The sequence below is a fragment of the Chromobacterium haemolyticum genome (assembly GCF_002081825.1).
GTDB classification, from domain to species: Bacteria; Pseudomonadota; Gammaproteobacteria; order Burkholderiales; family Chromobacteriaceae; genus Chromobacterium; species Chromobacterium fluminis.
Genome location: NZ_MUKU01000048.1, coordinates 1 through 16,612, shown reverse-complemented (window position 1 = coordinate 16,612; position 16,612 = coordinate 1). Strand labels below are relative to the sequence as shown.

The following is a 16,612-nucleotide window of genomic DNA, read 5'->3' as shown; positions in this document are numbered from 1 at the left end:
TTTTGAACGAATGCATGCTAGTACCGCCGCGTGGACATTCGCAATGATTATTGACTGAATGTCGGCCAGCTGTTGGTTTGCGGCAACAGGGAAATCTGCCACGGGGACTGTTAAGACCTCTTTATGAGTATTAGAATTAGACGATATGGAAAACGATACCGAACAGATAAAACCCGCTTCAGATTCCAACTCTCCATCGCCGAAACCGCGCCGCCGCTGGCTGCGCTGGGCGGCGGTTCCCATTGTGTTGCTGGGCCTGCTCTGGGGATTCCTGGGCTGGCTGGCGCCGGGCATGATCAGCGACGCGGCCGCCAAATGGGCGCAGGGCATAGGCCGCACGCTGAGCATGGGCGAGGTGAAGATCACGCCTTGGGACATGTCCCTGGAGGTGAGGGATCTCAAGCTGAGCGAGGGCGACGGCCGGCCGCTGTTCGCGGTGAAGCGGGCGTATCTGAACCTGGACCCGTCCATGCTGTTGATCGGCCGCTGGCAGGTGCAGGAGTTTTCCCTGGACGAACCGCGGCTGGCCTTGGCGCGCAACCGCGCCGGACAGTGGAACTGGGCACGCTTCGTCGCCGACGCCGCCGGGCCGGCCAAGCCCGAAGGCGGCTCGGACAAGCTGCCGCGGCTCTTGATCAAGGCCTTGAACATCCGCAAGGGCCAGGCGCAGTTGTCCGACCGGCTGGGCGGCGACGAGCGCTTTACCATGGTGCCGCTGAATCTGTCGCTGGTGGACCTGTCCACGCTGCCGGAAAACGGCAGTTACACGATGCAGGCGGCTTTGACCGACGGTACTCGCTTCAACTGGAAGGGCAGCATCAATCTGCAGCCGCTGAAGTCCGACGGCGAGGCGCAGATGGCGGAACTGCCGCTGGCCTCGATCTGGCCTTATGTGCAGCCGCATTTCAACACCGCCGCGCCGGAAGGGCGCTTGTCGGTGTCGGCGCGCTACCATTTTGAGATGTCCGGCAAAACGCCGGAACTGACGGTGTCGCCGTTCCGCGCCAGCCTGCTGCGCTTCGCGTTGAAAGCGCCGGGCGGCCGCAGCGAACTGACGATTCCGGAAGTTCGCGTCGAAGGCGGCGCGCTGGACTTGGCGCGTTCAATGTTGAAAGTGCAGTCCATCGAACTGGACCAGGGCCTGGCGATGGCCGGACGCGACCGCGACGGAACGGTGGATTGGCAGAAGGCGATTCCGGCCGCGTCGGCCGTCGCCAAGCCTCAGCCGGCGGAAGCGCCGCTGCCGTGGTTGGTGAACATCGAGGCGATCAAGTTGCGCAACTGGCGCCTGAGCTATGCCGACCAGGGTTTTCGCCAGCCCTTGGCGCTGGAGGCCCAGTTGCCGCTGTTGTCCGGCCGCTTCGCCTTGTCGCCGGACCATGGCTTCGCGCTGACGGGCATGCTGGCGCGGTTGGACGAGCTGAAGCTGGGCGCGCAAGGCGCGGCACCGGTTTTGAGCCTCGCCAGTGCAGAACTGGCGTCCAGCCAGTTATTGCAACAAGGCCGCCGCATCGAGCCGGGCAAGCTGACGCTGAGCGGCCTTGAGGCCAAGGTGGAGCGCGACCGCGCCGGCCAGATCAATCTGGCCCGCTTGTTCGAGTCCGCCGGCCGTTCCAAACCGACCCCCGCGCCGGCGCGCGCCCAGGGGGAGGCGGCGCCGGCCTGGAAGTTCTCTTATCCGGAAATGGAACTGCGGGACAGCCAACTGAGCTGGACCGACCGCGGCCTGCCCAAACCGGTGAGCGTGGCCTTGTCCGGCCTGGGCGGCACGGTGGCGGTGGACGATGGCCAGCGGTTGGCGGTAGACCTGGCCGGCAAGCTCAACGGCGGCAAGCTGGCGGCCAAGGCCGATATCGACGCCGCCGCCGGCGCGTTCAAGGGCAAGCTGCGCGCCGACGGAGTGCAGCTGGCGCCGTTGGCGCCGTACGCCTTGAGCGGTACGCCGCTGCGCTTCGGCGGCGGCGCGCTGTCGGTGGATCTGAATCTGGATGTCGGCGCGCGCGGCTGGCGCGTCGGCGGCTCAGCGGGCGTGGCGCGGCTGGCGGTGTATGAGCCGGGCGAGAAATTGCCCTTGTTGGGCTGGCGCGATCTGCAAGTGCGCGGCCTCAGCGCTCAGGGCATGCCGCTGAAAGTGGCGATCAACGATGTTCGGCTGCAAGGGCCGGCGGCGCGGCTGGTGTTGGACGACAAGCGCGAGCTCAACCTCAAGCGCCTGTTCGCCGGCCAGGGCGGCAAGCCGGCCGCGCCTAAGGCCAAGGCGTCGCCGTTGCCTCAGGTGGAGGTGAAGTCCATCCATGTGCAGGGCGGCCGGGTGCAGTTCGCCGACCACGGCATGAAGCCGGACTTCGCCACCGACATGCATAATCTGCGCGGCTCCATCCAGAACCTGTCCACCCGCGCCCAGCAGCGCGGCAATATCACGCTGGATGGCGATGTGGATCAGTTTGGCGACGTCAAGGTGCGCGGCGCGCTGTCGCCGCTGGCGCCCACCGACAACACCGACATCACCCTGGCTTTCCGCAATATCTCCATGGGCACGCTGAACCCGTATTCGATGAACTTCGCCGGCTGGCAGGTCAAGGACGGCCGCTTGTCGGTGGACCTGCGCTATCTGCTGGAGCAGCGCCAGCTCAAGGGCGAGAACCGGGTGGTGATTGATTCTCTGCAACTGGGCGACGAGCTGCCGGACAGTGAATACAAGGGCCCGCGGCTGCCGCTGCGGCTGGCGGTGGCCATTCTGGAGGACAGCGACAAACGCATCGATCTGGACTTGCCGGTGGCCGGCAGCCTGGACGATCCGCAGTTCAGCTACGGCAAGGTCATCTGGAAAGCCATCGTCAACGTGGTGACCAAGGTGGTGACCGCGCCGTTCCGCGCGCTGGGCGCCTTGCTGGGCGGCGAGGGCTTCGACGATATCCGCTTCGTGGCCGGCGAGGCCAATGTGACGCCGCCGGAGCGCGAGAAGCTGGTCAAAGTGGCCGGGCTGATGGTGAAGCGGCCCAAGCTGATGCTGTCCATCAGCGGCGGTTACAACGCCGACGCGGACCGCAAGGAAATGGCGCGCGCGCAAACCGATCTGGCCATCTTCGCCGCCGCCGGCCATCAGTTGGGCGCCGGCGAGCCGCTGCCGCTGCCGGACATGCAGGACGGCGAAATCCTGTCCGCGGTCAAATCGGTGTACGGCAAGCAGATCGGCCGCTTCAAGCTGCTGGGCCACACGCTGAAGCCGGGCGGGCCGTCCGGCGCGGCCCTGGGCAAGCTGCTGCGCGACGAGTTGATCGCCGCGCAGAGCATCACCGACGCCAACCTGCAGCAACTGGCCAAGCAACGCGCCGCCAATGCGCGCGCGGCCATGGTCAAGACCGATCCGGCCCTGCAGGAACGCATCCAACTGGGCGAGCCGGTCAAGGTCTCCGCCGGTCGCGACGGGGTGCCGCTGGAGGTGAAACTGAAGACGCCGTGAGGCGGCCGCCGCGCGTCGTGTTTTTGCCCATGACGATAGGGAAAAGCGACGACGAGGTGGAATAGCGCTTGATATGTGTCAACGAACGGCGTAACTACATATAGTGTAATACGCCGTTTTTCTTTTCCAGATGTTGCGTATCGGACGTGTTGAAACCTTTTGCGGCCCACACAGTCCATTGCATGCTGGAAGGGGGCCGCCCTGGCCGCCGCAGGCCGCAATTCAAGAGGAACCGGGAACCATGAAGCAGGAAAACATCGCCGCCATGACCGAGCAGGACATCTCCCGCGAGGTATTGCTGGAAAAATACGCCAAGAACGGCGAACACAGCGTGAGCGAAGTGCGCCTGCGCGTGGCCAAGGCGCTGGCGGCGCTGGAAAGCGACCCGGCGCGTTTCGAGCCGCTGTTCTATCAAACGCTGGAAAACGGCTTTATTCCCGGCGGCCGCATCAATTCCGCCGCCGGCACCGATTTGCGCGCTACCTTGATCAATTGCTTTGTGCAGCCGGTGGGCGATTCGGTGTCCGAAACCGAAAACGGCAAGGTGGGCATTTACGAGGCGCTGCTGCAGGCCGCGGAAACCATGCGCCGCGGCGGCGGCGTCGGCTACAACTTCTCGCGCATCCGTCCCAAGGGCGCGCGAGTCAAGGGCACCAACAGCCGCGCGTCCGGCCCGGTGTCCTATATGCGGGTGTTCGACCGCAGCTGCGAGACGGTGGAATCCGCCGGCGCGCGCCGCGGCGCGCAGATGGGGGTGCTGGACATTTCCCACCCGGACGTGGAGGACTTCATCCACGCCAAGGACCAGGGCGATCTGCGCAATTTCAATATCTCGGTGGGCGTGTCCGACGACTTCATGCGCGCGGTGGAGGCGGACATCGCCTGGGAACTGACCCACGAGGTGGAGCCCTCGTCCGACGCCTTCCCCGGCAGCTACCAGCGCGAGGACGGCCTGTGGGTTTACCGCGCCGTGCCGGCGCGCGAACTGTGGCGGCAGATCATGGCCTCCACCTATGACCACGCCGAGCCGGGCGTGCTGTTCATGACCCGCATCAATCAGGACAATAATCTGTCCTACTGCGAGGTGATCGAGTCCACCAACCCCTGCGGCGAGCAGCCGCTGCCGGACTACGGCTGCTGCGATCTGGGCTCCATCAATCTGTGCCGCCACGTGCGTCAGCCCTTTGGCGACAAGCCCAGCTTCGACTTCAAGAGCTTCGAGAAAGTGGTGCGCATGTCGGTGCGCATGCTGGACAATGTGCTGGACCTGACGGTGTGGCCGCTGGAGGAACAGCAGCGAGAGGCGCAGGCCAAGCGCCGCGTCGGCCTGGGCTTCACCGGCCTGGGCGACGCGCTGATCATGTTGAAAATACGCTATGACAGCGAGGAGGGCCGCCGCTTCGCCAGCCGCATTTCCGAGGCGATGCGCGACGCCGCCTACGACGCTTCGGTGGATCTCGCCATCGAGAAAGGCGGTTTCCCGCTGTTCGACGCCGACGCCTACCTGGCCGCGCCGCATTGCGCCAGCCGGCTGCCGGAGGCGATCAAGGCGCGCATCCGCAAGCACGGCATCCGCAACTCGCACCTATTGTCCATCGCGCCCACCGGCACCATTTCGCTGGCCTTCGCCGACAACGCCTCCAACGGCATCGAACCGCCGTTCTCCTGGTTCTACACCCGCAAGAAGCGCATGGCCGACGGCAGCCAGCAGGAATACCTGGTGGAAGACCACGCCTACCGTGTTTACCGGATGCAGGGCGGGGACACCAACGCCTTGCCGGAGTATTTCGTCTCCGCGCTGGAAATGAGCGCGCTGGACCATATGCGCATGGTGGCGGCGGTGGCGCCCTATATCGACACCGCCATTTCCAAGACGGTGAACGTGCCGGGCGATTATCCGTTCGACGATTTCGAAAGCCTGTACCTGGAGGCCTGGCGCGCCGGCCTGAAGGGCATCACCACCTACCGGCCCAACAGCGTGCTGGGTTCGGTGTTGTCGGTGGAGCCGGCCAAGCCCAGCGCCGCCACGCCGCAGGACCTGTCCGGCAACGGCGACGGCGATCCGGACCGCCGCGTGGTGCTCAATACCGCGCCGACGCCGGCGCTGTCCAGCCTGAAATGGCCGAACCGGCCCAAGCTGAAGGAAGGCAACCCGTCGTGGACTTTCATGGTGGAAGGCGACGCCGGCGATTTCGCCGTGGTGGTGGGCCATGTGGAGAATGGCCGGGTGTCGCCGTTCGAATGCTGGGTTAACGCCACCGAGGAACAGCGCGGTTTGGGCGCGGTGGCCAAAACCCTGTCCATGGACATGCGCTGCCGCGACCACGGTTGGCTGGCGGCCAAGCTGGACGCGCTGTCGCACACCAACGGCGACAAACGCTATGTGTTCGATCTGGGCGAGCGCACTGTCTATGCCACCTCGGCCTCGGCGGCCCTGGGCAAGGTGGTGCGCCACCGCGTCGAGCAGCTGGGCGCGCTGCCGGCGGATCAAAACGAGCCGACGCCGGTAATGGACGCGCTGTTCGCGCGCAAGGAGCCCAAGTCCGGTACCGACGGCACCATGAGCTGGTCGGTGGACGTCAGCAACCCGCAAACCGGCGACGACTTCGTGCTCTTCATCAAGGAGCTGGTGCTGCCCAACGGCCAGCGCCGGCCGTATTCCATGTGGCTGGCTGGCGCCTACCCGCGCGAACTGGACGGCCTGTGCAAGATGCTGAGCCTGGACATGCGGGTGATAGACCCGGCCTGGATCGGCCTCAAGCTGCGCAAGCTGCTGAGCTACGCCGAGCCGCAGGGCGATTTCTTCGCCCGCATCCCCGGCGTGGAGAAGTCGCAGAGCTGGCCGTCCACGGTTGCTTACCTGGCGCAGCTGATCATCCACCGCTACGCGATGCTGGGGGTGCTGACCGAGGAGGGCGTGCCGCTGGAAGAGATGGGGGTGATGGTGCCGGAGCAGAGTGATCTGTTCAGCCCGGAAGCCAGCGCCGCCTTGAAACAGGTGCCGGGCAAGCCCTGCCCGGAGTGCGGCAACCACGCCTTGATCAAGAAGGACGGTTGCGAGTTTTGCACCGCCTGCGGTCATGTCGGCGCTTGCGGTTGAGCTTTAGACGGGTTGGCTAATGCAATGGCCCCGGCAAATGCCAGGGCCATTGTCGTTTGGAGCAAGCGTCAATACAGCCCGTGTTGAACCGCCTTGCTGCGGCACTGCACATAGGGCAGGCCGTTGGGTTTGCCCGGGAAGGAATAGCTTTCCCCCACCTTGCTCAACATCGCCGCGCTGCTGCCCTTGCGCTGGGTTTTCTTGATCGCGGCCTTGATGGCGGCGGCGTCGCCGTCGACGAACAGCGCCAGGAAGCCGCCGTCCGCCTCGGACAGCTGCACCGAGCGTATCGGCAGGCCGCCGTAGTCATAGCCTCCTTGCAAGGCCAGCTCGTGTTCCCATATCTGATTGGGCGTGGTGCCGGCGGCGGCGGCCAGCAGTTTGGCGACGCCGTTTTCGCTGAGGTTGAGATTGTGGCAGCTCAGCTGCGCCGCCAAGGCCTTGTTCTTGCCGCCGCCGGCCTGGGCGCCGCCGGCCGCTTTGCTCAGACGATAAACGCCGTCGAAGGGCACATCGCCGAAGGCGCTGGCGCACCGCTCCATCTGCACTTGCACCGCGGAGGTCTGGGGCAGGACGTTCATCGTGCAGATGCCTTCGCTATAGCGCCACTGTCCGCCGTTGGCCTGCAACTGTCCGCTGCCGGAGCCGGAGCGCAGTTGGCCGGGTTTGCCTTTTTGCATGACTTCCAGTTCGAACTTGCCGTTGGGGCGTATGGTCAGCGTGCGCTCGAACTGTTTGTCGGAGCCGTCGTAGACGCCGGGAGTCATCGGGGCGGCGGCGCCGTCCGCGGCGGGATCTTTTTGCAGCGCCTTCTTGATGCCGTCCTTGAGAATGGCGCCCAGGTCGAAGGTTTCGGCGTGGGCCGCCAGCGGCAGCGCCGCGGCCAGCGCCAGCGCGGCGGCGAAGTGTTTGCGGTTTGCATTGGTCATGAAAGAGGCCGTTTAAGTGGCGTTGCGATGAAATGAGGTGCCGGCGTATGCCTTGATTATTTAAATTTATCAGGACATTAGCATGCCGAATCACCGAAAACAACTTGGCGGGGGCGTGATAAAAACCAAGAAGCGGACAAACTGGCCTAAGAGCCTGTTCATAGTCTCGCGCCTATCGGCGCGCGCCCGGCAAGTCCGTATCCAGGGGATGGGCTTGGCGGGCGCGGTTTGCGGCGGCGCGCGATGGCGCGCCGGGAAGGGGGGCGCTTAGGCCAGGTCGGTAATCACCAGCATGGCGATGTTGAAGTAAATCACCAGACCGGTGCCGTCGATGAAGGTGGCGATGAAAGGCGCCGACACCACGGCCGGGTCGATGCGCATTTTCTTCAGCAACATCGGAATAATGGAGGAGACGATGGCGCTCCAGATGGTGATGGCGATCAGCGTCAGACACACCACCAAGGCCACTTCGTCGCCCACGCCTAGCATCCAGGCCCGTATCCAGGCCACGACGCCGATGGCCAGCGCAATCATGAAGGACGTGGTCACCTCTTTGCGCAATACCGTGCCGATGTTGCGGAGGCTGACTTCGCCCATCGCCATCGCTCGCACCAGGGTGGAGGTGATCTGGGTGCCGCTGTTGCCGCCGGTGCCGATCAGCAGCGGGATGAAGAAGGCCAGCGCGATGGCGGCTTCCAGCTGCTCTTCAAACACTTGCAGAATGGTGCTGGTGTAGGCTTCCGCGAAGAACAGCAGCAGCAGCCAGGGCAGGCGTTTTTTCCACAAGCTCCACGGGGAGCTTTCCAGGTAGGAAGTTTCCAGCGGCAGGCTGGCGCCCTGGCGTTGAGCGTCGTCGGTGCCTTCGTCGCGGATCAGCGCGGCGATTTCCTTTTCGTACAGGGCGCCCAGCAGTTTGCCGCCGCTGACAACCGGCGCGAGATCCACGCCCTTGTCTATCAGTTCCGGCACGATGTCGCGGCGCTGTTGGTTAGGCTCGACGACAAAGGAGGTGGGGCCCATCAGCGCGGAAACCGGCAGAGTCAGGTCCGTTTCGGTCAGCAGGCGCTTGACCGAGAGTTGACCATGCAGAAAACGACTGCCGTCGATGACGAAAATCTGGGCGGGAATGTCTTCGTCGCGCAGCTGTTTGAGCATGTGCTCGCGAGCTTCGCTGACTTTCATGTCGCGGCTGAGGGTGATCAGCGAGTCGCTCATGTAGGAGGCGACGGTTTCTTTCAGATTGACTTCGTTTGCCTGAGCGGTAGGCAGAGTGATGCTTGCAAAAGACATTTTGAGGTATTCCCCGTTAGCTGTTTTATAACCACAAACAGTTGTCGCAATGGGGGCGTAAACCAGAAGAGAGAGTGCAGAAAAGCTATCTCCGCGTCTAAGTTTTGGCACTATGCAACGTATCCCGACTGCATGCGGGAAGTCACTTTGGGCTATACCTTAATCCGATAAAGCCTGTCCTAACCTTGGGCGTCTCTCGACGTCGTCAGATCAGTGACCTGTGTTTGCATAGGAGCCTCGCCGAACGAGACACTGCATCTGAGAACCGCTGATCTTTGTCCGGAGGCCGTGTTGCGGCTTGGGCTGGATCATGTGTGCGGTCCTGAATGGAAGGCCGGGCTTGTGGCCGGGCGGTTCCGGCGCCGGACTCGACGCCGCTCTAGCGGCGGTGCGTCGCGTTGGGCGCGGTTTTACTGGACGATCACCTCCTTGTTTTGTTTGGACTACGGTTTAGAACCTGTTCAATGTCTGCCGTGCTTCAACGCTGTATCGCCGATGCGCAGCAGATAGTAAACAGGTTCTTAGGGAGCGCGGGCGGGCGGCGTGAGCCGCCTGCCAGCGCCGTCTTCGTCGCGACGGGTGTCATGGTGCAGTGCAGTAGAGTCGCGACGAATAACGGTTATGAAAGAATGGGTATCAAGTAGTTCCGTAATTTTTCACAGTTTGTGTAATAAAACTCGTTTGCATGGGAAATTTCCGCAAACATGCCATGTGGTCGCATGACTAATGCGGATCACATATGTTTTTCGAATTGGCTGACCAGGCGGCGCAGATCGCTGGCGGTGGTGTGCAGCTTCTGCGCCACTTGCAGGGTGGCGGCGATGCTGTGGCTGTTCTGTTCGGTCAGCGTGCTCATGGTTTCCATGCTCTGAGCCACCTCGGTGGAGGCGGATGATTGCTGTTGCAGCATATTGGCGACGCTGGAGGACGATTCCGCCACTTTCTCGTTGGCGTTGCGGATTGCTTCCAGCCCCTGGGCGGCGGCTTGTATGGTTTCCTCCGCGGTATGGACTTTGTTTACCGCGGCCTTCACTTCCTCCAGCGCCTCCTGGGAGCGTTCGCGCAGGAAGGACACCGATTGCTCTATCTCCAGCGTGTTGCCGGCGGTGCGTTCCGCCAGTTTGCGCACTTCGTCGGCCACCACGGCGAAACCGCGGCCTTGTTCGCCGGCGCGGGCCGCTTCTATCGCCGCGTTCAAGGCCAATAGATTGGTCTGGTTGGCGATGTCCTTGATCACGCCGGTGACGGTGTTGATCGACTCCACCGATTGCTCCAGCTTGATGATGATGTCGCGGGTGCAGGACACCTCGCTGACCACGGCCTGAGCCGCCTGACGGGTGTCGCTCATCTGGGCTTCGCCCTGGCTGGCCAGTTCGGTCGCCTGGTCGGCGAACTCGGCTCCGGTGCGGGTGGACTGCGAAATTTCGTTTACCGACACGGACAGCTGCTGCAAGGCGGCGGCCACCCGGGTGATGCCTTCCAAGGTGGTTTCGCCGCGGACGTTCAACGATTCGGCTTCGGCGTGGGTGGCGGTGGCGGCCTCGCTGACGTCTTCCGCACCGGCGACGACATCGGCGAGAATGGCGCGCAAATGGATGCGCAGGGTTTCCATCTCTTCCAGCACCGCGCGGGGTTCGCGCGAGCCGGAGGCCGGTATCTGGGCGCTGAAGTCGCCCTCGGCCAGCCGCATCAACGCGCGCCGCGCCGCGTCTATCGGTCGCGCCAGCCAAAGCCCGGCCAGATAAGAGGCGGCCAAGGCCCATGTCGCCGCCAGCGCCAGCAGCGTCAGGCGCAAGAGGCCGTCGCTAGCCGCGCCGCTCAGGATTAGCGCCGCGGCGGGCAATTGCGCGCACAGCAAAAGCCAGGCCGTTGCCGGCGGGGCGGCGTGGCGGGTTTCCGGAAACGCTTGGTGGCGCTCGCGGACACTGGCGTAAAGCTGTTCTGCGTCGGTGGTCTGCTGTTTGGACGGCGCGCTGCGCACCGACATATAACCCACCGGCCGGCCGCCTTCGCAGATCGGCGTGACGTAGGCTTCCACCCAGTAGAAATGCCCTTGCTTCGTGCGATTCTTGACCAGCCCCTTCCATGGGCGGCCCGACTTGATGGTGGTCCATAGGTCGTCGAAGGCGGCTTGCGGCATGTCCGGGTGGCGCACGATATTGTGCGGCTGCCCAATCAGCTCTTCTTCGCTGAAACCGCTAATGTCGATGAAGGCGCGATTGGCGTAAGTGATCTGGCCCTTTAGATCGGTCTTGGTGACGATGGGGCGGTGAGGCAACAAGAACACCTCGGTGCCATCCACGGGAAGATTGCTTCTCATTGCCGGACCTCCTGCTTGACGTTGTCGGAAAACGACGCGGGAGGCGGATCGGCGCGGCGGTCCGCCGGCGGCGCCGGTGGCGATCATTCAATTCGGGTCAATCCGGGCAAAGTTTGTTGTTTGCCGCGCTATTTGATTGATTGAGATGAAGTTTCGCCTTGGCGGCTCCCAATGGAGATATAGAACAAAAGCGCAGCGCCATGCGGCAAAGTTTGATGCGTTTTTGGTAAAAGTAAAAATCCATGGCTGAAAATTTCCAGGCAAATTCAGCATCTTCCTATTTCTTTCGTTTGAGCCGGCTGAGGAGAATAGCGCTCCAACTGGGACAGAGAACATGCCATGGAATCTATAATCTCCAAACCCGGCCCGGCGCCGATGCGGGTCTTGATCGTGGACGATCATGATGTGCAGCGCTGCGCCCTGAGCCAGGCTTTGCGCCAAGTGGGAATCGAGCGCATCGATGAGGCGCGCGACGGCGCTGGCGCGCTCGAACAGCTCAAGCGGCATCGCTATGATTTGATGATTAGCGATCTCAACATGCCGGGAATGGACGGCATCCTGCTGTTGCGCCATCTGGCCGGCTTGCAAGCGGTGCCGCCCATCGTGTTCAACAGTTCGCTGTCCAAGGACATGTTGATGGGCGCTTATCGCGTGGCGGCGTTTCACAATCTGCCGGTGATAGGCAGCTTGAACACGCCTTTGTCCATGGAACAGTTATGCAAGTTGTGGCAGACGGTTGCGCGGCGGCCGGCGTGGGATGGCGCTACGTCGGGGTTTGACCGGCAGGAGTTGGAGCGGGCGCTGCGGCGTGGAGAAATCCTGCCCTGGTATCAGCCGCAGGCGGATCCGGGTTTGTTGAGAGTGATGGGGGTGGAGGCGCTGGCGCGCTGGCATCATCCCGAGTTGGGCTTGCTGGAGCCGTCTGCGTTTTTGCCCGGCCTCGAGCATTACGGCCTGGACGAGGACTTGTTCTTCTCCATCTTCCGCTCCGCGGCGGAGGATTATCGCCGTTGGAGCGGACAAGTGGCCTTGTCCGGTTTGAGGGTCTCGATCAACCTCACCGCCAGCCAGTTTTGTAACCCTGAACTACCGTCCAGCCTGGCTGAAGCGGCGGAAGAGTTGGGCATGGCCCCGGCCCTGCTGACGCTGGAGTTGACTGAAACCCAGCGGCTCAAAAACATTTATCAGGCGCTGGAAAACGTGATACGGCTGCGCATGGCCGGTTTTCGCGTCTCCTTGGACGATGTGGGCTGCGGTTACAACGGTTTGGAATACCTGCGCGAGCTGCCGGTAAGCGCAATCAAGATAGACCGCGCGCTGGTGGCCGGCGCCGCCGGCGATAGCGTGGCGAGAGAGATCCTCGAGTCCACCATCCGGCTGGCCAAGGATCGCAATATCCAAGTTGTGGCGGAAGGCATCGGAGAAGAGACGGATTTGCAGTTGATGCTGCGCCTGGGAGTGGATTATGTACAAGGCTATCTGCTGGGCTGGCCGATGCCGGCCGATGAAGTGCCGGAGTATTTGCGTCGGCGCGGACAAGGCTAGTTCAGAGGATCAACCCGGTTTGCCGTCGGCTCGCCGTCGCCAGTAGCTGGGCATGAAAGCGCGGCCCCAGGCCGCCAGCGTCAACAGCCAGCCTATGGCCGCCGCGCCGTACAGCCAGCCGGACCAGACGCCGGGCAGCATTTCCGTGGCTACCCGAGTCAGCGCCAGCCAGTGTGCGGCCAGGTAGAGTCGCCACAAGCCGGGGCCGGCTTGCAAAGGCTGGCCGGAGTGACCCAGCGTCACTCGCGACACAAAGGCGATCATCATGGTCAGGAAGAAGCCTACGGTGACGGCGTGCAGCGCCGCCAGCGCCAGACGCGGGGAAGCCAGCCAGCCGTTGAGCGCGTACAGGCCGAAACCGATTGGCAGCCAGGCGAAAGCCAGGTGCAGCATGCCCAGCAGCCGCACCCGCAGCGCGGCCGCCAGCCGCCAGCGCCAGCTGACATAGGCGAACAGTATGGCCAGCGCCGCGTCCAGCGGCCAACTGGGCAGGCTGAAACCGTCCAGCAGGCCATGGCCCAGCGAGCCGGTTAGCATGGCGGCCAGCAGCCAGCCCGGCCGCCAGGGCTGATACTGGGGCAGCGCGTTGGCTGAGAAGAACGGCAGCATGCGGTGGCAGACGGTCAGGAACACGGGCAATAGAAAGCCCCACAAGGCAAGGTTGCGCATCCACAGCCAGGCTTGGCCATCCTGAAAGATCAGCCAGTAAGTGCCGGCCAGCAGCGCCAGCACGCCGCAGAGCAGGGCGGCCAGCACCGCGCAGGCGTGACGGCGGTCCGGCTGCGGGCTAGCCAGCAGCAGGCAGGCGAAAGTCAGCGTTAGCCCGCTGAAACCCAGGGTGTACAGCGCGTGGCCGGTCAGCGTCCAGGCGATGCCCAGCCATAGTCCGGCCAGCCACAGCAGCAGCCCGCCGACCATCAGCGCCGGCACGCCGACGAAGACGATGCGGCCGGGCGGCTCCACGCCCAGCCAGCGTGGGCCGGCGGTGAATAGAAAGCCGGTCATGAACAGCGGGAAGAAACCGAACAGCATCAGGAAGCCGTGGGCAAGCGAAGAGGGCACCGCCAGCGCGGCGTGGACGCCGAGCAAGCGGCTAGTCAGCTCGGCGCTCCAGGCTGCCAGCAGCAGAATGGCGAACAGCATGCCGGGCAGGAAGGCGGCGCGATGCGGCGCCTGAGCCAGCATCGCCGCGGGGTGGGGGTGTTTCATCGCGGACTCGGAAAAGGGGTGGGCACCTCAGTATCGCCGCGCCGGGGCCGGCGCGGACATGATTTGGATCAAGGCTTTCCGGGGCTTAAGCGCGTTGTTGCAGGAGTTCCGACACGTCGCGTACCACTTGCACCACTTCCTTGGCGCCGGCGCGGATCTCGGCGATGGAATCGCGGGCCTGCTCGGACAGCTGCAGGCTGGTGTCGGCCAGGCCGCGCACCTGCTGCATGGAGGTGATGGCGGACTTGGAGTCTTCCTGGATGCTGCGCACGATGCCGGAGATCTCGCCGGTGGATTGGCTGGTGCGCTCGGCCAGCTTGCGCACTTCGTCCGCCACCACGGCGAAGCCGCGACCCATCTCGCCGGCGCGCGCGGCCTCAATCGCCGCGTTCAAGGCCAAGAGATTGGTCTGGTCGGCGATCTCGCTGATGGTGCTGATGATGGTGCCGATCTGACCGGAGCTGTCGCCCAGCTTGGTGATGATGATGGAGGAGCTTTCCACGCTGGACGCCACCTTGGTGATTTCGCTGGCGGCCTGTTCCAACACCGCGCTGCCCTTGACCGACAGTTGCTCGGTATTGACCGAGACGTCCACCGCCGATTGGGCGTTCTCCGCCTGGGCTTGCAATTGTTGCACCCTGCGACTGATGTCCTGGGCGAACTTGACCACCCGCACCGGCTTGCCGTTGAGGTCGTAGACCGGGTTGTAAGTGGCCTCAAGCCAGATAGTCTGCCCGTTTTTGCTCAGGCGCTTGAACTGGCCCTGGAAAAACTTGCCTTGGCGCAGCTGGCGCCAGAACTCCGCGTAGTCGGGGCTGGCGGCGTAGTCTGCGTCGCAGAGTATGCGGTGATGCTTGCCGCGGATTTCGGCCAGCGTATAGCCAAAGGTATTGAGGAAGTTTTCGTTGGCGTCCTGGATATTGCCATCCAGATCAAATTCGATCTGGGCCATGGAACGGCTGATCGCCAGGCGGATGGCCTGATCGTTTTGCTCTCTATGCACTTGCTCGGAGATGTCGGACGCCACCTTGACCACGCCGCACACCTGGCCGTCGCTGGACAGTACCGGGGTGTAGCTGGCTTCCAGCCATATTTCCTCGCCGTTCTTCGCAAAGCGGCTGAAGCGGCCGTTGACTGGCTCGCCGCGCTTCAGCTTTTGCCAGAATTCGGCGTAGGCGGGGCTGGAAACATGGTGCTTGTCGCAGAAGATGCGGTGATGCTTGCCGATGATTTCTTCTCGCCGGTAGCCCATGGTGCGCAGGAAGTTTTCATTGGCGTTGGTGACGATGCCGTCGGGAGTGAATTGTATCATCGCCATGGAACGGTCGATGGCGGATAGCATGCCGCGCAGGCCGTCCAGTTGGCCAGTCAGCTCGTTGAGCCGCTCTTTGAGTTTTCCGGAAAATAAGGGCATGGCAGCCTCCATTGTCATTGCCATCCAGGAGTGCCATTGGAGCACGCCAAGCTCATTTTAAATTAATACATTCCACATGATTTGAAAGGAAAATTTACTTTTGAATGAATTTCTTATTACTGGGCGGCGTTGGCCGTAGGCACGGATTAATAGTGTATCCAGCTAGGGCGTCGATAACATCTCGCCATTGATTGGCGGCGGATTTAAGACAAATGCAAAGGCCGGGCTTATCATGGGCGCGCAACCCTCCCGCCAACTCATGGAGCGCGTATGAGCGATTTATCCGCCTTTCCCATCACCCGAAAATGGCCTGCAAAATATCCAGAGCGCATCCAGCTGTACTCGCTGACCACGCCCAACGGCGTCAAGGCGTCCATCATGCTGGAAGAGACCGGCCTGCCGTACGAGGCGCACCTGGTCAGCTTCGACAGCAACGATCAGTTGTCGCCTGAATTCTTGTCGCTGAACCCCAATAACAAGATTCCCGCCATCCTTGATCCGGCCGGCCCGGGCGGCAAGCCGCTGGCCTTGTTCGAATCCGGGGTCATCCTGTTGTATCTGGCTGAGAAGAGCGGCCAATTGCTGCCCGCCGATCCCGCCGCGCGCTACGAGGCCATACAGTGGCTGATGTTCCAGATGGGCGGCATTGGCCCGATGTTTGGCCAGGTGGGCTTTTTCCACAAGTTCGCCGGCAAGGACTACGAAGACAAACGCCCGCGCGACCGCTATGCGAACGAGTCGCGCCGCCTGTTGGCGGTGCTGGATCAACGCTTGAGCGGCCGCCAGTGGGTGATGGGGGACGAGTACGGCATCGCCGACATCGCCATCTTCCCCTGGGTGCGCAACTTGATTGGTTTTTACGATGCCGGCGAGCTGGTGTCGATTGAGGACTTCCCGCAGGTGACGCGGGTGTTGGACGCCTTCCTGGCGCGGCCGGCGGTGCAACGCGGACTGACGATTCCGGCGAGATCGTAAACCGCTTGTTCCTGGCGGCCTTGCCCGCGCAAGCAAAAGCCCCCACAACGGGTAATGCCAGTCAGTTAAGACTTGCGGATGTAAATCCAGTAAAAAGGGGACATGTTCATCATGTTCCCTTTTTCGCTGCATGAGCCTACTACAACGCGCCTTACATGACACGCTGCCACACGCCCCTTCTCGGCTAGAGACATTGGCCGCATTGATTGACCCTGCCTGGATCGAGCAAGCACTCGCCGTTACCGGCAAAGCCTCCATTCGGCGCCGCAAACTTCCTGCTGAGCATGCCGTCTGGTTGGTCATTGGCTTGGCCCTCTTTCGCAACTTGCCGCTATGGCAGGTCGTGCAGCAATTGGCTCTGAGCCTC

The 16,612-nt window shown here is 63.0% G+C and carries 11 protein-coding genes and 1 riboswitch; of the genes, 5 read left to right on the top strand and 6 right to left on the bottom strand.

The features are described from left to right. The first annotated feature begins 145 nt into the window (after positions 1-145). Both B0T39_RS22520 and B0T39_RS22515 read left to right on the top strand, forming a co-directional pair. Complete coding sequence (locus B0T39_RS22520; RefSeq protein WP_081550694.1) at positions 146-3,463, top strand: DUF748 domain-containing protein; 3,318 nt, start codon at positions 146-148, stop codon at positions 3,461-3,463. A 241-nt stretch (positions 3,464-3,704) separates the two neighbouring features. Next, entirely contained in the window at positions 3,705-6,563 is a 2,859-nt protein-coding gene (locus tag B0T39_RS22515) for an adenosylcobalamin-dependent ribonucleoside-diphosphate reductase (RefSeq protein WP_081550692.1), read from the top strand. Positions 6,564-6,631: 68 nt separating this feature from the next. On the opposite strand, the gene B0T39_RS22510 is transcribed toward B0T39_RS22515, so the two are convergent. The 4 genes from B0T39_RS22510 to B0T39_RS25760 all read right to left on the bottom strand — a co-directional run bounded on the left by B0T39_RS22510 (position 6,632) and on the right by B0T39_RS25760 (position 11,346). Next, positions 6,632-7,492, bottom strand: a complete 861-nt coding sequence (locus tag B0T39_RS22510) for a hypothetical protein (RefSeq protein WP_081550690.1) — start codon at positions 7,490-7,492, stop codon at positions 6,632-6,634. 267 nt (positions 7,493-7,759) lie between these two features. Further along, the gene (locus B0T39_RS22505; protein WP_081550688.1) at positions 7,760-8,782 is read right to left on the bottom strand and encodes a magnesium transporter; all 1,023 of its coding nucleotides are present in this window, start codon (positions 8,780-8,782) and stop codon (positions 7,760-7,762) included. An 82-nt stretch (positions 8,783-8,864) separates the two neighbouring features. Then, positions 8,865-9,038: riboswitch (M-box (ykoK) riboswitch) on the bottom strand. A gap of 477 nt (positions 9,039-9,515) precedes the next feature. Further along, positions 9,516-11,102, bottom strand: a complete 1,587-nt coding sequence (locus tag B0T39_RS22495) for a methyl-accepting chemotaxis protein (RefSeq protein ID WP_081550684.1) — start codon at positions 11,100-11,102, stop codon at positions 9,516-9,518. 97 nt (positions 11,103-11,199) lie between these two features. Next, positions 11,200-11,346, bottom strand: a complete 147-nt coding sequence (locus B0T39_RS25760) for a hypothetical protein (protein ID WP_176219635.1) — start codon at positions 11,344-11,346, stop codon at positions 11,200-11,202. A gap of 95 nt (positions 11,347-11,441) precedes the next feature. Here B0T39_RS25760 and B0T39_RS22490 point away from each other — a divergent pair, with 95 nt between their 5' ends. Continuing rightward, positions 11,442-12,647, top strand: coding sequence for an EAL domain-containing response regulator (locus B0T39_RS22490; protein ID WP_081550682.1), 1,206 nt, complete (start codon positions 11,442-11,444; stop codon positions 12,645-12,647). Positions 12,648-12,656: 9 nt separating this feature from the next. On the opposite strand, the gene B0T39_RS22485 is transcribed toward B0T39_RS22490, so the two are convergent. Both B0T39_RS22485 and B0T39_RS22480 read right to left on the bottom strand, forming a co-directional pair. After that, on the bottom strand, positions 12,657-13,856 hold the full coding sequence (locus B0T39_RS22485; protein WP_081550680.1) for an NnrS family protein: 1,200 nt from the start codon (positions 13,854-13,856) through the stop codon (positions 12,657-12,659). An 85-nt stretch (positions 13,857-13,941) separates the two neighbouring features. Further along, positions 13,942-15,270 (bottom strand): methyl-accepting chemotaxis protein, encoded by a 1,329-nt coding sequence (locus B0T39_RS22480; protein ID WP_081550714.1) that lies wholly within the window; start codon positions 15,268-15,270, stop codon positions 13,942-13,944. Positions 15,271-15,540: 270 nt separating this feature from the next. On the opposite strand from B0T39_RS22480, the gene B0T39_RS22475 reads away from it, so the two are divergent. Both B0T39_RS22475 and B0T39_RS22470 read left to right on the top strand, forming a co-directional pair. Then, a complete protein-coding gene (locus B0T39_RS22475) occupies positions 15,541-16,245 on the top strand; it encodes a glutathione S-transferase N-terminal domain-containing protein (RefSeq protein ID WP_081550678.1) in 705 nt (234 codons plus the stop codon). Positions 16,246-16,375: 130 nt separating this feature from the next. Further along, on the top strand, positions 16,376-16,612 hold a 237-nt coding region (locus B0T39_RS22470; RefSeq protein WP_176219463.1), incomplete at its 3' end, for a transposase domain-containing protein.